Genomic DNA, 18,409 nt, shown 5'->3' on the forward strand with positions numbered 1-18,409 from the left:
ACTGTCCACCCGATTGAGGCGTTTGGCGCCGTTCCTCCCGATGCCTCGGACGCGGCTACGGCTAGCGCACGGGTCCGATAAAGCCGAGTTCGAGCAACTGCCTGGAACTCGAGAACCGCGTCGAGCACGCATCGGAAAAGTCGAACTCACCGGTCTCCTGAAGATCTTCAAACATCTTGCGGTAGACGGCCGCAGCATCGAAATACTGCCCGTCGGCGACTGCCTGTTCGATCTTTTCCTTGTAGTCGGAGAAGAACTTGAAGTGCAGCAGCACACCGGAGACGGCGGTGAAATTCCTTTCGCAGGGCAACGGCTGATGAATGCTGACGCCGAGGCTGCATTCCTTGTCCCAGAAGATGACAGGATATTTGATGAGTTCGAGCAGATGGGCGAATTTGCGCTTTCGCGGGCCGCCCGTGATGCTGATCGCCCGCTTCGTATAGCTGATCTCGTATCCGGAGCCATCGAAATGATCGGCGATTTCCCACGGCATGCGGCCATCATCGCTGTCGAGCGTGGCAGCCCCGAGCGGTCCGATCGGATACATGTCGAGCATCGGGGCTGCGAGGCGCTTTTCCCCTTTGCTCTCCAGCGCTCGCAGAAGAGCATCGAGCGGCCGGTTCTCGCAATCCTCGTAGATCAGGAACTCGTCGGAATCGACATTCAGATACCACCGGTTCCAGCCATAGCGCTCGAACAGAGCCTCTCGCCATTCACGCCCCCTGCGGGCATCGCGATACCGCACCGGCGAGCTCCAAAGGTCCACGTCGGCTTGCGCAAGCAGATAATCCCGCGTCCCGTCCGACGATACGTCATCGACGCAGATGAAGCGGGTAACGCCGAGCCTTCGGTAGTGCGCGAGAAACGAAGGCAGCAGCTTCCGGTCGTTATGCGTATTGAACACGAGCGGAATGTCTTCCTTGCCGAGCGCCCGCTGCCCGCCCGGCGTCAGGCACGACATCTCGATCGTCCGCCTCCGCTTGCGGACCCGCGCCGTCAGCTTGTAGGTTTCGTAACGGGTAAGAACGCGATCGAATATCCCTCTCCGAACCCGCTCGCTCTCAGCTCGGCGAAAAGGATAGTGAAGTTCTTTCAAGGTCTGCTCCCGATCGACCGCTGCGAGAGGAAGCGTTTATCGGCATCGGCGCGCGAATTCAACTCCGCCGCAACCGCGGATCTTGCGCCGGCTGAGGGCAGAACCGTCGGCCTAGAATGCAAACGGATGCCGCGGTCGCAGGGTCCGGCTGCCAAGCTTGACGAAGTTCTTGATCTTTCCCGGAATGTGCTCCCGCCGGTCATAGGCAAGAGGCTGTGGCGTCCGCTGAGCCCGAGCCATCAGGGCGTAGGCCGAACCATTGCTGCGTTCCGAGAGAAAATTTAAGGTTTTGGTGGGTGATCACGGGCTCGAACCGTGGACCCGCTGATTAAGAGTCAGCTGCTCTACCAACTGAGCTAATCACCCGACCGGAACCGCTTCGCTGCGGTCTGGTGGGGCGTATAATGGCGTTCGCCGGGCTTGTCCAGCGCCCTTTGCAAGTTTTCTGCAAAAATTTCAGCGCGGTGCATTCGTGCGTCCTTCGCCGCCACTTCAGACCGTCAACTCCCCCTCGGCAACTTTTATGGCATGGCCGCCTATCCGCGCGCTCGCGATCTTGCCCTCCGCTATGTCCAGATGCAGATGAATGAAGGAAGGGCGGCCCATTTCGACCCCCTGCTCGATCAGCATGGGGTGGTGGCCATCGACCAGGCCGTCGAAGAAGTTGATGGCGCCTGAAAGAGCGGCCGCGGCCGAGCCGGTTGCCGGGTCTTCGACGAGGCCCATGCCGGGGGCGAACATCCGGGCATGAAAGCGGGCTGTATGATTGATGCCGCCGCGACAGTAGAGATAGGCTGCAGCGAGCCGGCCCTCGGCAAGCGGTGCCAGGTGCTCCCAGCGCTGCGGATCGAATTCCACCGAAGCCGCCGCGCCGACGTCATGGAGGGGCACCATGACGAAGGGAACGCCGGCGCTCCAGAACGACGGCACATGATTTTCAAAGCCGACCTGAGTGGTCTTGAGCGCAAGTGCGTCGGCGATCTCCTGCCGGTCCAACTGCGCGTGGAGCCGGATCGGTTTGCGCGGCAGGTCGAATTCGGCGAAGGTCGCCGCTCCCGGCTTCAGCCTGACGGCAGCGCGGACCGGCCCCACGCTTTCTTCCAGCACCTGCATCAGTTCGAGCGCACTGTTGGCCTCCCCGTAGGCCGCTTCCGCAATTGCTACGGCCGCTCCGACTGTCGGGTGTCCGGCGAAGGGCAGCTCGTGTGCCGGCGTGAATATCCGAAGCCGGGCGGAATGGGCGGCGTTGCCGGGCCGCAGGATGAAAACCGTTTCGGAAAGGTTGAACTCCTGGGCGATCGCCTGCATGGCTTCCTCGGCAAGCCCCTCGGCCTCGAACACCACTGCCAGAGGGTTGCCCGCCAGCCGTTTCTCGGTGAAGACATCGTAGATCGCGTAACGCCGTGCCATACATGTCCCCTTATTGGTCCGGGTCGTTGCAGATTAGGTCCGGGTAGCGCGGTATTACGAAGATCCCGTCTGCCGACGCCGCGACGTCGGGTCAAAACTCTGCTGTGCCGCACCGCTCGCGACCTTGCAACGCCAGCGCCCCGGCGGCAAGGCAAAATGCCCGCGGCGACGTACCTTCACGCCATCTGCTGCCCGCGGCTACGCGCAAAAAGCCATTCAAGTATGGGTGGAATGAACGGCGGATAATTATGTGCGGTCGGCTCTGGCCCCCGGATCGCCACCGCCTCGTCGATCTCGGGATGGGGATCGGCAGCAACATGCGCCGCCACCCGCGCAAGGATTTCCTCCGCCGTGGCCGCCAACCGGAAAACGCGGAAAACGGTAAGGGTGCCATCCATGCGGATGGCGTGCCAGCCCGGTTCTGCGATCGCCTCGGAAAGCGAGATGCCGGTTTCCTCCATGACCTCGCGCGCGATGTTGCGCCCGACGTCGCAGCGCCCGTCGATGATGTCCTCCGGCTCCAGCGAACCGCCGGGGCTATAGACCCGGCCCGGATTGGCCGTGTGCGCACCCATGCGGATCGCGATCAAAGCGCCGTCCGAAGAGACGAGCATCGGCATGCCGAAGATATGGCTCGCGCCCGCCGCCCTCGTTTTCCGCCACCAGAGAAAGGTCGAATAGGGAACGATATGGGCCCGCGCGCTGATGCGCCCGTCCGTGATCCGGACCGATCTCTGCAGCACCATCCGGCCGTCGAAAAGGTGTGGGTTCGCGGCGATTTCCCGCCGCCAGCTTTCGCGCGCCCGATCCGCCTCTGCCAGATGGAACGGATGGGGCTCGGGCGAGACCTCTATATCGATGTCCGAGACCGGGAAGATCGTCCCGTCGAGAGGCCATTGCCCCTGGCTGGTTTCCAGTAAGGTCATCTTCAAATATCCAAGGTCATTACAACAGGGCAATGGTCGGAGGCTTTCGGACGGTCCCAGCCGGTGCGCGGATAACGCTCGACCTCCTGCCCCGCGGGAAAGATCGTGCGATAGGGCTGCCCGGAACGGATGATTTCAGGCAGCCGGGCCGCGTTGCGGCGCGCCAGCTCCGGCGACAGCCAGATATAGTCGAGCTGGCAGAGATGCCGATCTTCCGGCCCCCTGCTGTGGAAGAGCGTCCAGCGGTCGAGGACCGGCCGGCGCAGATTGGGATTTTCGACAAAACCGTCGTGACTGAGGATGTCGAGCGCGCTCGTCGTTTCCTCATGCGGCACGAATTCATAGCCGTTGCGCCGGTCGCCCAGCACCTTCACCTTCTCCTGATAGTCATTCATATCGCCACAGATGGCGAAGACTTTGTCGGCCGTATGTCCGCGGCCGAAGCGGCGTTCGATGATATGGCGCACGGCCTTCACCTCCGCGACACGCACGGCCATCGTCGCCTGCCGGCCGTCGAGACCTTCGCGCGCCGGCCCCATGGACTTGAAATGCACCACATAGAGGGTCAGCGGCCTCCCGCCGATTCTCACATCCAATTCGAGGCAATCGCGTTTGAAGATGCGGTCGCGGGGCCGGTTCGTAAGTGCCAGTTCGTCGTTGAAAAGGTCGAGATCCTCATAGGTGAGCGCAGCGTGGCTCTTTACCTCCAGGCACTCGATCTTCTGGCCGTCGCGGGTCTCCTCCCGCATCAGCACGGCGACATCTATGCCGCGGGAGTTGTTGCCTTCGATCAGATATTTCTGGCGATAGCCGTTGCCGGCCATGCGAAACAGATAGCCATATTCGAAGGCCTGCAGCGCCGCCATGTTGTCGGCCTCCTGCAGGCAGAGAATATCGGCGTCGCAATCGGCAATCGCCAGCGCCGACATCTGCCGGGTGTCGTCCGTATGCGCGATCGTGCGTGCCTCTTCCAGACGCTGGTACTCCGCCTCGCTGCGAACGTCGAAGAGCCGCAACACCCGATCCTGCTTGAGCTGGTTGCGAAAGCCGGAAAAATCGAAGCGGCTCATGAGGTTTTCGATATTGAAGGTGGCAAGGCGAAGCGACATCAGGGGCAATTCCACATTGAATTGCCGCGGAGATTAGAGCGGGACGAGCAAGAGTGTAAAGCTGCAGATTGTGCCGCGCGCGAGCCCTCCGCGGCGTCGCCATCCGCCGGGAACCTTGCGATGAGCCCGTGCGCGGCCTTGGCCGCTATCGTCTTACCGCCACCACCTGGGCCCGGCTGAAATAGGACAACTGCACGCGACCCGACTGGTTGCCGCCGATAAGACGTGCGGTCGATTTGGACATCTGCGACAGGACGCCGACGTGATAGCTCCGTCCGGCTCTGACGACGACGACGTCGCCCGGCTTTGCGTAGGACAGCTTGACGGGCGCACCGAACCTCAGCCACGAGCGGGCGATGCCATAGCTCTTCGGTGGCTGCCGGCCGGATTTCCGGGCGACCATCCCCATGAAATGGCCGCACCAGGGCGTACGGGCCGGATTGATGCCGAGAGCGGCGCGCAGGCGCCTGTTGTTCTTCACCTCGTGCAGCCCGGCATATTGCTGGGCCTGGGTGAGCATTCCCGCTGATGCGGTGTCGGGTGACGTAAGCGCAAGAAATGCTGCAGTCAGAAGCGCGACAACCTTCATGAGTTGGTCTCCCTCACGGCGCTGCGCGTCCAATCAGACGCAAAGTCGCCGTAGCACCTGGTTTTGCCGCATCTTCCGGATTGACTTCGATCCAAAAGATGCAGCCGGCGCGGACGGCGTCATGCCGGCCTTCGCCTGCCTCTTCGTCTCCGTCCATCGCAAGAAGTTCGCCCCTTCCGCAGACGCGCATATGCACGCGCCGAGCCGCTCCGCATTCGGGAATGCGTCCCGATCGCAGATGAAGATGGCTCCGGAATCAAAGGGCTAGAGCGTCCTCCACCGAGGCGTGCAGCAACGGCCGCGCCCAGCGCCCGTTAAAGGCGCCAAGGCCGCATGCCTGGATCGCTGCACGGTCCGCCCGTGAGCGGTACCGTGTCGGCAGCCGTCAAGGCTGCACTACGCCTTCGGCACAAAGCACAAAGGACTCTCTAGCGCTTTGAGGCTGCACATGACCGTCTCCGAAAACCGAATATGGATTTTCAGCGCGGTGTTGCAGCCGGCCCGCGAATTGCAATGGCCGTGCCCCCAACCTGATGGCGTTCGCTTTGCGAGAGTTCGAAATTCCCCTGCCAGCCGGTGGTCAGCAGGCGAAAACTTGCCGGCTAGGTGAAGCGAAATTGTGGCAAAGACCGCTTGACTTGCGCAATTGGCGTCGATTTCTTCGCCAATTCGCTACTGTGGCCCGAAATTGGCGCGTTTTTGCCTATCGGTCGGCGGCTGTTGACCCTTGTCCCGCCCCGGCGGCCAGCATGGCGGCCTGGCGTCGCTGCTTTCAGGATCAGCGCACCAGACGAATGGCGCCCGGATAATTGAAATGGGTATTGGCAAGCTCCTTGCTGCAATCCATCTTGAAAGTGCTGTTGCCGATCAGCGTGATCTCCTGTGCGATCAATCTGATGCACTCACCGCTGGTCGTGCCGTTGCCGGCATATTGGAGCTCGCCGGCGTCGGGCAAATAGAGGATCCCTGTCAGCGAGGATTTGCTGTTGCCGTTGATGACGGCTGGTGCGGTGTTGCCGTGCTCTGCAACGATCGAGAAGCCGGCCCAACTGCCCTCGAGCGAAGGCGAGATATTGAAGGTGGCGCCTCCATTGATCCTGAGTTCCGCATCGTTGATCAGGAAAAAGGTCACGCCCTGACCGCTGACGACCGTCTGGCTGCCGAGTTCGAGCCGGCCGCCGTCGATGATGTAATTGCCCGCCTGGAGTGCGACTGCTCCTTTCAGATCCAGGCCTCCGTAGGTACCGGGTTTCAGCGTCACCACATAGCCGTCGGCATTTTTCGGTGTCTTTCCGGTGCCGTTGCAATCGCCGTTGCCGCCGCCTCCGGCGACGTAGGCCTGACCGCAGCCGGAAAGATCCGTCCAGCCCGAAGGCCTGGGGAGCACCTTGCTCGCAAATGGATCGGGTATGCGCGGCGATCCCTCCACGGCGGCCTCGCAGGCGAGCTGTACCGCCTGCGGCGAGCTGTAGATGCCGCCCGCCGCGTAAAGACACTCGGCTTTGAGCTTGCCTGAGCCGCCGATATAGACCGACTGATCGTCGTCGGAGTTCGAAAGGACCGCGCATCCCGTCAGATCGGCAATTGCGCTGCCGCTGACCTCGAATGCCCGGTCTGCCGTGTGATGAAGCGCAAGAATGCAGGCCTCCGCCCCGGAGGCGCGCGCGGCAATCGCCAGGCGCCGGATCTGCAGCGGCAGGCGCTCGAGGAAGAGCGGCTTGTGGTCCAGCACGAACTCGGCGGTAGCGGTATCTTCATTCACATTGCGCGTGAACTTTACGGACAGCGCCTGCGTGGACGGCTCCGTGGCGACGGCCAGCGCGTCGACGACGCTCTCCTGCGGCAGCGTATAATTGCTCCAGAAGAACTTTTGCGCCGCGGCGTAGGCCTCGTCCTCGGTGGCGCCCTCGCCATAGGCCCGGACCGAGCCGAGCGCGGCCGCATCGAGAGCGCTCTGGATTTTCTCCGCCTCCAGGTAAGCCCCGGCGAAGTCGATCGCCAGCGCAGCCGCGCCGATGATCGGAACGAAAGCGATCGCGCCCAGAACGGCGAAGTTGCCGCCCCTGTCGCGCACCAATCTTCTCAGATGCAGGCGGAACGTCGCGGCCCTCATAGCCTTCCCTCTCAGCAGCCCCACCGCAACACATAAGCATTAACTAATTTTAAGATCGTTACCAAACACGTTCGGCTTTTATGAAATCTTTACAGGAAGCGCTCGGTTGTACCGCTCTCCAAGCCGCCTGCTGCGCAAGAATCGGTCGTCGTTCGTAACAAATCGCCCTGAAAAGTTACTGGACCAAGGCCACCGATCTCGTCAAAACTAACGGTGCAATCAGGGAAATGATTTCAGTAGCAATTTAGATCGGAGCTCCCTTCGGGGTGAACGCCGATTGCGAGGATTTACCCGGTCGAGCTCGCGGCAGCCCCCGGGCGGAGAGTGATGGATATGCCCGGGGCGTCTGGCAGCCGGGTGTGATATTGCCGCCGGGAAAATAGAGAGATTGAAATTTTCGCCGCAATTTACCAGGACCCGCTCGCTGACGGCGGGCCCTGGTTTTGTATGGGCGCTCCTAGGGCGCCGGGTCATTTCCGCGGCACCGTTCAACGCCGCAGCAAGCGCGTCAGCCATAGAGATAGTCGGGCAGCCAGAGCGTCATGCCCGGCCAGATATACATCATGATCATGCAGAGAATGACGATGAGCATGTAAGGCATCATGCCCGCGAATATCTGGTTGAGGGTCACCTGCGGCGGTGACACGCCCTTGAGATAGTAGGCCGACATCGCAACCGGCGGGGACAGGAACGCAGCCTGCAAATTGACGAAGACGAGCACGCCCCAGAGGATCGGGTCGATGTCGAAATGGTGGAGCATCGGCAGAAAGATCGGCACGAAGATGATGATGATCTCGGTCCATTCGAGCGGCCAGCCGAGAATGAAGATGATCGCCTGAGACAAAATCATGAACTGCACCGGCGTGAGATCCAGCGCGAGAACCCATTGCTCCACCAGCGCCTGTCCGCCGAGGATCGCGAAAACGGCGGAGAAAAGCGCTGACCCGACGAAGAGCCAGCAGACCATGGCGGTCGTCTTCGCGGTCAGGAACACCGCTTCCTTGGTGCGCTGCCAGTCGAGCGTCCGCGCCTGGAGTGCCAGCAGGAAGGCACCGGCCGCGCCGACGGCGGCGGATTCCGTCGCGGTGGTTATGCCGAACAGGATCACCCCGAGCACCACCACCGTGAGGATTGCGAGCGGCATGACGGAGGAAACGAGGAGCTTCACCACCTGCAGCCGTTCCGCCGTCATGTTGCGGTAGTAGCGCAGCAGCGCGAAGACGGCGACTGCGGCGGCGAGGCCGAACCAGACGTAGAAGCTCGTCGCAGGGCCGCCAGCCGCTGCAGGCCCGGCATCCGCGACCGGCGCGCCGAGCTCTTCCAGCCCCTCCGGTGCTTCGGTCGCGGCCGCCTGTTGATGAATGACGACATACCACCAGAGAAGCCAGAGCGTGGACGCCGTCAGCAGAAGCGGAAAGAGCGCCGCAGCAAGGTTCTTGACGAGTTTCCAATAGGTGAGCCGTCCCTCTTCCCCTTTGATCCCGAGCGCGCGTGATGGCGAGACGAGCGCTGCGAGAAGACCGGCGAGCATGTTGGGTGAATAGACCTCTGCGAAATGCGTCATCCATGGCGGCACCGGGACGCGCGTCTGTTCCTCGGGCAGGCTCGGAGCGATCTTCGGATTGAGCATCGCCCAGCCGAGAACATAGGCGAGATAGAGGAGCGCCAGAAAGAAGCCGGGAAACATCGTCGCCGCATAAAGCTTGACCACCGACTGGCCGGCGACGGCCGCATAGACGATGATCATCACCGAAGGAGGGATCAGGATGCCCAGCGTGCCTCCGGCGGTGATGACGCCCGAGGCAAGCTTCACATCGTAACCGGCCCGCAGCATCGGGTTCATGGCGATCACCCCCATCAGCACGACAACGGCGCCGACGAGGCCGCTGGCGATGCCCCAGAAGGTGCAGACGATGAGCGTTGTCACCGCGAGCGATGCCGGAACGCGCCGGAATGACAGCTGTATGCTGTAGAACATCTTGTCGACCAGCGCGCCGCGCTCCATCACGTAGCCCATCAGCACGAAAAGCGGGATGGAGATCAGCACGTCATTGGTCATGGCGCCGTAGGTGCGCTGGACCATGAGATCGAAGACGCGATTGTCGATCCAGGGTTCCACCGGATTGTAGAAGGCGTAGAAGCCGAACAGCATTCCGAGACCCATGAGGGTGAAGGCCGTCGGAAATCCCATCATGATCACGACCACGATGAGGCCCAGCATCGTCAAGCCAAGAAAAGGTTCACTCACCGCTCTCCCCCTCCGAGGCCGCGCTGCCGGGCCGCCCTGTCGATATCCTGCGCGCGTTCGATGGCAGCCTCACGCGTTTCCTCGTCCAGATGCTCGCTATGGGCAAGCTGCTCGGCGACGACATCGATCTCTTCGACGTCCTTCAGCCGCGCCGGCCACGCCCCGGTTCGGAGACAGATGATGCAGCGCAGGATCTCCGCCAGTCCCTGAAGAATGACGAGTGCGCCTGCGATCGGAATGACCGTCTTGAAGTAATAGATCGGCGGCCCTTCGGCGGTCACCGTCGAGTGCTCGCCGATCCGCCATGACAATGCGGCATAGTCGTAGCCTGCATAGATGAGGGCGGCGATCCCGGGCAGGAAGAAGAAGATGTAAAGGATGAGGTCCAACGCCGCCTGCGTGCGCGGCTTCAACGAACTGTAGATGAAATCACCGCGCACATGCGCGTTCTGCGCCAGGGCATAGGCGCCCGCCAGCATGAAGAGGCTGCCGTAGAGCATGTTGCTGGCATCGAAGATCCATGCGGTCGGCATGTTCAGGATATAGCGTTTGAAGACTTCACCGCAGACCAGCATCATCAGACCGATGATCAGCCACGCCGCCGCCTTGCCGGTCCAGACGCTGATGGCGTCGATCCTCATGAGCAGATGCTGAACGTTCACGCGCACCCCCGGGATGGCCAGGTCCTGACCGTACATCACCGGCCCTGCGCCGGTGATGTGCTGGATCGGGATGAAGTCAGAGCGACTTGGCGACCCCGTCTCGCCCGAAATAGTGGTCGAAGGCCATCCGCCGGTTGACGACGGTATCCTGCTCCCAGCGTGTCGCGCGTTCGGCAAAGGCGATCTGGGACTGCAGAACCTCCTTGAACACCGGATTTTCCGCCGACTTCTTCTTCACCACCTCGTCATAGACTTCGAGTTGCCGCTTGAGGATCGCTTCGGGCGTCTTGTAGAACTTGACCTGATCGGCCGTCTGCATCTCGCGATAGTCCGTGGAGTAGCGGTCGATCGCTTTCCAGGCCATGTCCGCCGACGCCGCGTCCACCGCATTGGTTATGATTGCCTTCATCTGGTCCGGCAGGCCGTCGAACTTTCCTTTGTTGAACAGTATCTCGAATGTCTCGGCATTCTGATGATAGCCCTGCAGCATGCACACCTTGGAGACGTCGGGAAAGCCGAGCAGGCGATCGGATGAGGCATTGTTGAATTCCGCCGCGTCGAGCAGACCGCGGTCGAGTGCGGCGACGATCTCGCCTCCGGGCAAGGCGTTGACCGCTGCGCCGAGCCCTGTGAACACATCGATCGAGATACCGACGGTGCGGAACTTCAGTCCCTGCAGGTCCTCGGCCTTGGCCACCGGCTTCTTGAACCAGCCCAGCGGCTGTGTCGGCATGGGCCCGTAGGGAAACGACACGACATTGGCGCCGATCGACTCGTAAAGCTTGGCGAGCAGGTCCCTGCCGCCGCCGTATTTGTGCCAGGCCAGCATCATGTTGGCGTCCATGGCGAAGCCGGGCCCCGATCCCCACAGCGCCAGCGCAGTCTGCTTGCCGTAGTGATAGACCATCACGCCGTGGCCCCCATCGAGCGTTCCTTCGGAAACCGCGTCGAGCAGTCCGAATGCCGGCACGACGGCACCGGCCGGAAGCACCTCTATCTTGAGGTCGCCACCAGTCATATCGTTGACCTTCTTTGCGAAGTCGAGCGCGAACTCGTGAAAGATGTCCTTGGACGGCCACGTGCTTTGCCAGCGCATGCTGACCGGCCCTTGTGCCCTCACGATGCTCGGCGCTGCAGCCATGGCCGCCCCGGCCGCTGCGGCGCCGCGGAGAAATTTGCGGCGCGATGGCCCCCCGCTTTCGGCTTTGTGTTTCATGCTTTCCTCCCAAGGCTGCGCGCGAACTCCCTCCCCTTTTGGGAGCGGACTTTTTCGCGGGCATTCACAATCGCTGAAGAGGCACAAGCATCGTCTGGAGACGCGCTGCGCCCCGATTTTTTTCTTGCTGCAGGAGAGAATACTCCCGAATGCGCCCCTCGCAAAGATTGCAGGGAACGAGCGGAGAACGCTGCCAGTCGGATGCGGAAGGGAATAGTATGGCACAGCGTTCTGTCTCACTGCGAGAGCGGCCGATCTCTTCGGGAGGGCATGGCATGACTACCGTTCCGCGAAACCTGATCGTCATCACCATGGCCGGTGCGCTTATGGCCGGCTGCGCCGGCGTTTCGGCCCGAAATGCGGCTCGCACGACGGGCCTGGTCGGCTACGGCCCGAATCCGACTTTGCCGAAGCCGAACCCCACGGTGATCCCGACCGTCAACATCGCCGACGCAAAAGGCTGGCAGGAAGGCGCCACGCCGACACCCGCAAAAGGGCTGAAGGTGAACGCCTTCGCTGCGGGCCTCGATCACCCGCGCTGGCTGCATGTACTGCCGAACGGCGACGTGCTGGTGGCCGAAACCAATGCACCGGCCAAGCACGACGAAGGCTTCAGCCTCAAAAAGGCATTCATGAAGCTGGCGATGAAACGAGCGGGTGCCGCACCGCCAAGCGCCAACCGGATCACGCTTCTGCGCGATACCGACGGCGACGGTGTCGCCGATCTTCGCAGAACCTTCGCGGAAGGTCTCAATTCTCCCTTCGGCATGACGCTTTCCAAGGGCAAGCTCTATGTCGCCAATACCGACGCGCTCGTCGCATTCCCCTATTCCCGCGGTCAGACTCGCCTGGGCACGCCGGAAAAGATCATCGACCTGCCGTCGGGAAATCTCAATCACCATTGGACGAAAGACGTGATCGCGAGCCCGGACGGACGAAAGCTCTATGTCACCGTCGGCTCCAACAGCAATGTCGGGGAAAACGGCATGGCTGCGGAAAAATATCGCGCGGCCGTTCTGGAGGTGGACAAGGCAAGTCGCCGCACCCGGGTCTTCGCTTCGGGCCTGCGCAATCCTAACGGCCTGTCCTGGAACCCGGAAAGCGGCGAGCTCTGGGTCGCCGTCAACGAGCGTGACGAGCTCGGCGACGATCTCGTTCCGGACTACATGACCTCCGTCAGGGACGGCGCCTTCTATGGCTGGCCCTACAGCTACTTCGGTCAGAATGTCGATACGCGCGTCAAGCCGCCGCGCCCGGATCTCGTGGCGAAGGCGGTAAAACCCGACTACGCTCTTGGTTCGCACACCGCTTCGCTGGGGCTGACATTCTCCGAAGGCGCATCGCTCGGGCGCGCCTATGCCAACGGTGCCTTCGTAGGCCAGCACGGCTCCTGGAACCGCAGCGTCCACAGCGGATACAAGGTGATCTTCGTTCCCTTTGCCAAGGGCAAGCCGAACGGACGACCGAGAGACGTCCTCGCCGGCTTTGTCAGCCGGAGCGGGAAGGCGATGGGCCGGCCGGTCGGCGTTGCGATCGACGAGCAGGGCGCCCTGCTCGTCGCCGACGATGTCGGCAATGTCATCTGGCGCGTCAGCCGTAGATAGCGGTCTTCGCCCCGATAGACTTGCCGCTTCCCCATTGCTACTCTCCCACTCGAGGCGATCGCAATGCGATTTTTCATGGCGTCCGCGGCTCTTTGGAGCGGACCGGAAAGTACGCACGAATTACCGCTCACACATGTTCAACCGATCGGTATTTTCGCTCACGACATCGCCGGGAGACGGACGGCATGAGGCGGCTGGCAGCGATCATGGACGCGGACGTCGTCGGCTATAGCCGGCTGATGGGGCTGGATGAAGCAGGCACGTACCGGGCGGTCAAGCAATGCCGTGATGCCTTCATTCTCCCTTTGGTCGCGGTCCATGGCGGAAGGATCGTCAAGCAGGCGGGAGACGGGACGCTCGCGGAATTCGCAAGCGTCCTCGACGCGGTCGCCTGCGCGATCGCGATCCAGCGAACGATGCATGATCACGCCGGAGGCGCCGAAGCGGAGCGTCTGGAGTTGCGCATCGGCGTCCATCTCGGCGATATCGTCGCTGACGATGGCGACATCCATGGCGAAGGCATTGCCGTTGCCGAGCACCTGCAGGAAATGGCGCCGCCCGGCGGCGTGTGCGTGTCGCAGCAGGTCTATGACCAGATCGGCTTGAAGGTGGATTTCCCCTTGACCGAAATCGGCTGCAGGACATTCGCCGATCTTCCCGGTCCGCTGCGCGCCTGGCGCTGGCAGCCGGGCGGCGCGGCAGGGGAAGTGCCGCCGGCGCCGGCGCAAACCGACCCCCTGCCCGGTAAGAAGCGCCCATCGATCGCGGTCCTACCCTTCGTGAATCTTTCGAGCGCCGACGAACAGGAACATTTCTCCGACGGCTTTACCGAGGAGTTGATCACCACGCTCGCCCGATGCCGGTGGCTGCGCGTCGTCGCTCGCAACTCCTCCTTCACCTTCAAGGGGAAGGCGGTCGACGCGAGGAGAGTGGCGGAAGACCTGGGTGTCAAATATGTGATCGAGGGCAGCATACGTCGCGCGGCCAACCGCATCCGCATCACGGCGCAATTGCTGAGCGGCGAAACCGGCATGCTGCTCTGGGCAGAACGCTACGACCGCATGCTGGACGATGTTTTCGTGCTCCAGGACGAGATCGCGGGGCAGATCACCGGCACCGTGGAGCCGGAACTCGGCTTCATCGAATTCGCTGCGTGGCGCGGCCACACCGCGACGGACATGGATGCCTGGAACATTTACCTGAAGGCGCTATGGCATCTTTACAAGTTCGATCTGGAAAATCTGAGGATATCCAAGACGCTCTTCGAGCGGGCGGTCGATCTCGAGCCCGCCTTTGCCCAGGCCCATGCGCGGCTTGCCTATGTCCATATACAGCTCGGCTGGTACGGCCCTCTGGAAGAGCGGGCCGAGCGGATCGCCGACGCGACGGCGCTCGCGGAACGCGCAATCGCGCTCGACGACCGTGAGCCGGCCGCCCATCTTGCGCTCGGCCGGGCACGGGCGCTCGGCGGCCAGCCGCAGCGTGGCATAGACCATCTGCGGAATGCGCTGAGGCTCGATGCAAGCTTCGCCCAGGGCCACTTCGCCCTCGGGCAAGCGCTTTGCTATGTCGGCCGCCCGGAGGAAGGCATTGCCGCGATCAACGAAGCCTTCCGGTTGAGCCCCCGCGATCCGCATCTGTGGACCTTTTACAATATGGTGGCTATCGCCCACTATCAGTCGGGTCGCTTCGCGCAAGCCGCCGAAGCGGCCCGTGCCTCCCTACGCCAGGAGAACGCCACATTCTGGCCGGCAATGGTCCTGGCGGCCTCGCTCGGTGCCATCGACCGGACCGACGAACGCAGTTCGGCCGTGGCAAACCTTCTTCGCCGGCGCCCGGACATGACCGTGAAAACGGCCCGCGCCGAATTCTACTTCGGCAGCGTGCCGGTCATGCCGGAAGATTTCATCGCCCGTTTCGTCAGCGATCTGCGCCGCGCCGGCCTGCCTGACTGATATCGAGCTGCTGCCGAATGGCCCGCTCGAAGGGACATGCGGCGGCGCCTGTCCACCACAGCGTAACCGCAAATAAAATCGCCCACGTGGTGCACGTCCCCTCTCCCCCCTTGCGGGGCAAACTGCAGCAGGGTTGTGTTCCCTGAAACCCCGCCCCCGTTCGTCACTTTCGTGACATCTCCCCCGTACGGGGGTATCCGCCGGGTCGCCCTATCCTATTGCAGCGTGCGCGAAGGAGCGGCGGCCGCCTGGCCGTTCATGGCCTCCGGCGCCGTCGCCTGAGTTCCGCGGTTGCTGTCGAGGCCGGTCGCGACGACGGACACGCGGAAAGTGCCGTCCAGGCTCCGGTCGAAGATCGCACCGACGACGATGTCGGCTTCGTCGTAAACTTCCTCGCGGATGCGGGTCGCCGCCTCGTCCACCTCGAAAAGCGTCATGTCCATTCCGCCGGAGATCGACACGAGCACGCCTTTGGCACCGCGCATGGAGACTTCGTCGAGCAGCGGGTTGGCGATCGCCGCTTCCGCCGCCAGCATCGCGCGGTTCTCGCCGGTCGCTTCGCCCGTGCCCATCATCGCCCGGCCCATGCCCTTCATCACCGTCTTGACGTCGGCGAAGTCGAGATTCATCAGCCCCTCCTTGACGATCAGGTCGGTGATGCAGCTGACGCCCGAATAGAGGACCCGGTCGGCAATCATGAATGCGTCGGCGAAGGTCGTCTTGGCATCGGCGATGCGAAAGAGGTTCTGGTTGGGGATAACGATGACCGTGTCTGCACTCTCCCGCAGCCGCTCGACGCCGAGCTCCGCCGTCTGCATGCGCCGCTGTCCCTCGAAGCTGAAGGGCTTGGTGACGACCGCGACCGTCAGGATCCCGGCCCGCCGCGCCGCTTCCGCGATCACCGGCGCCGCTCCCGTACCGGTGCCGCCGCCCATGCCTGCCGTGACGAAGCACATATGCGTGCCGCCGAGGTGGTCCATGATCTCGTCGATCGATTCCTGCGCGGCCGCATTGCCGATGTCGGGTACCGAACCGGCGCCGAGACCCTCGGTGATGGCAGCGCCCAGCTGGATTCGCCGCTCCGCCTTCGACGTCGCCAGCGCCTGCGCGTCCGTGTTCGCGGCGATGAAATCGACGCCCTGCAGGTTTTCGGCGATCATGTTGTTGATCGCGTTGCCGCCGCCGCCGCCGACGCCGATGACCGTGATCTTCGGGCGCATCTCGGTAATGATCGGCTTCTTGTATTCCGTCATGGTTCTTCTCCTTGGGCAGTTCCCCGGCCGCCCGAAAACTCGGAACACGGAGAGCGAATGCGGTGCGGCGCGAATCAGGCGCCTTCATTCTAGGAATTCAAAAAAGCCACAGAGAAGGCAAGAGCGACAAAATCATGGCAGTCCACAACTACCTTCGTCGGCAGGGGAACAAAGAAATATCCGGGCACGTTCAATCTGGGTTTCGCGCAAGGAGGAATGGCTGCCATGGGTACCGAACAAGCCCCGACGGCGAAGGGCAAGCAATCCAGCACCGGCCTGCACAAAAGCGCCGCCAAGGAAGAGAAAAAGACCGAAGCACAAAAGGGATCGGACCTTAGAAAAGGCGCCGATCGGTTCGACGAACGTTCGAAAAGTTCCGACGGCCGCAGCGCCGCCTCGAAGCAGAAGCCGAAAAAGTAAAGAGGCGTCTCTTCAACGCCCGCCGCGGGCGCCGGTTCAACCCGCTTCGGATGCGGGCGCGGTATAGCGCCGGCGCACCGCCTCGGCCAGCCTCTGCCGGCTTTCGGCAGGCGAGAGCGAACGGTCCTCTTCTATGCCCGCAGCCTCCTCGGCCAGTTCCTCGTCGCCGATGCGTTCCTCGAACCACTTCGAGTAATCGCCGTGGCGCAGATGGTGCTCCCAGGTCGTGTCGTCTATGCCTTCGGCGATCTGCAGAAACATCGTCAGATTGTGGGCGCGCAAATTCATCTCGTTCTTCGGACCGCGGAAATAGAAGCTTGCCTCCTCGCCCAACCGGCCCTCCGCATATTTGCGCGTATGCCGCTTGCGGGCTTCCCGGGGTTGCTCGCTCTTGATCCGCCGAACCGGCGTGCGCGGCGTGCGCCGCCAGAAAAGAACCTCGTCTTCCCCGAAAGAAGCATCCAGCCCGTCCGGCAGCGCCTCACCCAAGACGGAGCAAACCGTCGCGATTACGTCGCGCCCCTTGGGACCGAGCGCTGCGACCGCAGTGATCTCCTTGAGAGCATCGGGCGAGACGGAGTCCGGATGGACCGTGATCATGATCATGCCGGAGCGGTCGTCGGAAAGCGCGAGCGAGGCACTGTCGCGCGCTGCGGGCATGAGATGATGGGCCTCGTCGATAATCAGCCAATGCGGCCTGCCGGTCTTGGCACGCAGCGCCGACAAATCGGGCATCAGGCCGGCGAAGAACTCGGGCCGGTCGTTGGGCTCGACGCCTGTTGCGCTGACGACGACGTTATCGTCCGGATTGGCCAGGAGCTCCAGCACCTCCCTGCCCGTAGGCGCGACAGACCCGTTCCCCACGGTCACCGCGCCTTCAAGCCCCTCATAGTCGCCCTCCGGATCGAATATGCAGAGCTGGAAGCGCCGTTCCCGTAATCGCTCCGCAAGGGCGGTCGCCAGTCTCGACTTGCCGATGCCGGAACTCCCCGCTATCAGCAGCACGTCCTGCGGTCCGATCTCCACCGGCCCCTCGTCATCCTCACCGATCGGCACCTGGTGGCGGGCACTCGCGCACAACGCATAATCGGACTCCATGATCCGGTTCATCAGTTGCTCGACGCCGGCCCCGCGCACACCCTCGAGGATCACGTCGGCCGTGTCCTTGAGCGCCGGTAAGGCGTTGGCCACGGCGGCTCCGCAGCCGCACATCCTCAAAAGCGCGTGATCGTTCTCGGCATCGCCCACCCCCACCACGTTGAGAAAGGAAAGCCCCATCTCCTTCAGGGCCGCCTTCAGCCCCGTGGCCTTGTTCACACCCGTCGGGAGCACCATGACGGCGCCCTTGTTGAAGATGATCTCGAGTTCGAGGCCGAGCTCGTTGATCGCTTCGAGCGCGGCTGTCTGGAACGGCTCCCAGGTGGCGACGATGGAACGGCCGACCGACATCCTGTCGACGCCCTTCTCCTTGAGGCGCTCGATGAAGGCCTCCGGCGGCGAGGGTGCAAGCAGCCGCTCCTCGCCGGTTTCCGGCGTATAGAGCAGCGCACCGTTCTCGACGACGACCTTGTCGAACACATCGATTTCGGGAAACACGCTCTTGAGGTCCGGCAGCTCGCGCCCGGTCACGAGCAGAAGCTTGCGCCCGCTCTCCTTCAGCCTCTTCAAGGTCTCCAGAGTTTCCGGACGGACGGCACCGTAATCGGCCAGTGTACCGTCGTAATCCGTCGCAAGAGCCATGACATACATCTGCGTGCCGCCTCCTTCTGTTACCGGCCGCCGGATCCGCTCGATCTTTAGCCGCCGCT

General features: G+C 62.7%; 14 protein-coding genes, 1 tRNA gene and 1 pseudogene. 3 read left to right on the forward strand and 13 right to left on the reverse strand.

What is annotated here, in order from left to right; all coding sequences use genetic code 11:
- Positions 1-61 precede the first annotated feature (61 nt).
- From AC5J09_RS22630 to AC5J09_RS22680, 11 genes and pseudogenes are all read right to left on the reverse strand, one after another.
- Positions 62-961 carry a glycosyltransferase family 2 protein gene (locus tag AC5J09_RS22630; protein WP_494298935.1) on the reverse strand — a complete coding sequence of 300 codons (900 nt, stop codon included), beginning with the start codon at positions 959-961 and terminating at the stop codon, positions 62-64.
- Between the two features lie 246 nt (positions 962-1,207).
- Positions 1,208-1,303, reverse strand: a pseudogene (locus AC5J09_RS22635) (Stf0 family sulfotransferase); the annotation flags it as partial.
- A gap of 83 nt (positions 1,304-1,386) precedes the next feature.
- Positions 1,387-1,462 (reverse strand) — tRNA-Lys (locus tag AC5J09_RS22640).
- Positions 1,463-1,588: 126 nt separating this feature from the next.
- Positions 1,589-2,506 (reverse strand): PhzF family phenazine biosynthesis protein, encoded by a 918-nt coding sequence (locus tag AC5J09_RS22645; RefSeq protein ID WP_018095325.1) that lies wholly within the window; start codon positions 2,504-2,506, stop codon positions 1,589-1,591.
- Positions 2,507-2,682: 176 nt separating this feature from the next.
- Positions 2,683-3,432: an NUDIX hydrolase gene (locus AC5J09_RS22650; protein WP_494298534.1), complete on the reverse strand. Its 750-nt coding sequence runs from the start codon at positions 3,430-3,432 to the stop codon at positions 2,683-2,685.
- 2 nt (positions 3,433-3,434) lie between these two features.
- Positions 3,435-4,541 carry an endonuclease/exonuclease/phosphatase family protein gene (locus tag AC5J09_RS22655; protein WP_494298535.1) on the reverse strand — a complete coding sequence of 369 codons (1,107 nt, stop codon included), beginning with the start codon at positions 4,539-4,541 and terminating at the stop codon, positions 3,435-3,437.
- A 145-nt stretch (positions 4,542-4,686) separates the two neighbouring features.
- Positions 4,687-5,130 carry an NlpC/P60 family protein gene (locus AC5J09_RS22660; protein WP_100674869.1) on the reverse strand — a complete coding sequence of 148 codons (444 nt, stop codon included), beginning with the start codon at positions 5,128-5,130 and terminating at the stop codon, positions 4,687-4,689.
- A gap of 778 nt (positions 5,131-5,908) precedes the next feature.
- Complete coding sequence (locus AC5J09_RS22665) at positions 5,909-7,243, reverse strand: TadE/TadG family type IV pilus assembly protein (RefSeq protein WP_275597725.1); 1,335 nt, start codon at positions 7,241-7,243, stop codon at positions 5,909-5,911.
- A 508-nt stretch (positions 7,244-7,751) separates the two neighbouring features.
- Complete coding sequence (locus AC5J09_RS22670) at positions 7,752-9,491, reverse strand: TRAP transporter large permease (RefSeq protein ID WP_494298536.1); 1,740 nt, start codon at positions 9,489-9,491, stop codon at positions 7,752-7,754.
- The gene (locus AC5J09_RS22675; protein ID WP_324761946.1) at positions 9,488-10,189 is read right to left on the reverse strand and encodes a TRAP transporter small permease subunit; all 702 of its coding nucleotides are present in this window, start codon (positions 10,187-10,189) and stop codon (positions 9,488-9,490) included. Before AC5J09_RS22675 ends, AC5J09_RS22670 begins: the two co-directional genes overlap by 4 nt.
- Positions 10,190-10,229: 40 nt before the next feature.
- Positions 10,230-11,369, reverse strand: coding sequence for a TRAP transporter substrate-binding protein (locus tag AC5J09_RS22680; protein WP_275597723.1), 1,140 nt, complete (start codon positions 11,367-11,369; stop codon positions 10,230-10,232).
- A 275-nt stretch (positions 11,370-11,644) separates the two neighbouring features.
- Between AC5J09_RS22680 and AC5J09_RS22685 the strand changes: the two genes are divergently transcribed.
- The gene (locus AC5J09_RS22685; RefSeq protein ID WP_324761947.1) at positions 11,645-12,973 is read left to right on the forward strand and encodes a PQQ-dependent sugar dehydrogenase; all 1,329 of its coding nucleotides are present in this window, start codon (positions 11,645-11,647) and stop codon (positions 12,971-12,973) included.
- Between the two features lie 185 nt (positions 12,974-13,158).
- Complete coding sequence (locus tag AC5J09_RS22690; RefSeq protein ID WP_494298537.1) at positions 13,159-14,928, forward strand: adenylate/guanylate cyclase domain-containing protein; 1,770 nt, start codon at positions 13,159-13,161, stop codon at positions 14,926-14,928.
- Between the two features lie 215 nt (positions 14,929-15,143).
- Here the strand turns inward: AC5J09_RS22690 and ftsZ are convergent, their stop codons facing one another.
- Positions 15,144-16,181 (reverse strand): cell division protein FtsZ, encoded by a 1,038-nt coding sequence (gene ftsZ, locus AC5J09_RS22695; protein WP_018095334.1) that lies wholly within the window; start codon positions 16,179-16,181, stop codon positions 15,144-15,146.
- A gap of 225 nt (positions 16,182-16,406) precedes the next feature.
- Here ftsZ and AC5J09_RS22700 point away from each other — a divergent pair, with 225 nt between their 5' ends.
- Positions 16,407-16,601, forward strand: a complete 195-nt coding sequence (locus AC5J09_RS22700) for a hypothetical protein (RefSeq protein ID WP_018095335.1) — start codon at positions 16,407-16,409, stop codon at positions 16,599-16,601.
- A gap of 36 nt (positions 16,602-16,637) precedes the next feature.
- On the opposite strand, the gene AC5J09_RS22705 is transcribed toward AC5J09_RS22700, so the two are convergent.
- Positions 16,638-18,350 (reverse strand): HAD-IIB family hydrolase, encoded by a 1,713-nt coding sequence (locus tag AC5J09_RS22705; protein ID WP_494298538.1) that lies wholly within the window; start codon positions 18,348-18,350, stop codon positions 16,638-16,640.
- Positions 18,351-18,409: the final 59 nt, after the last annotated feature.

Source organism: Sinorhizobium sp., assembly GCF_059070375.1.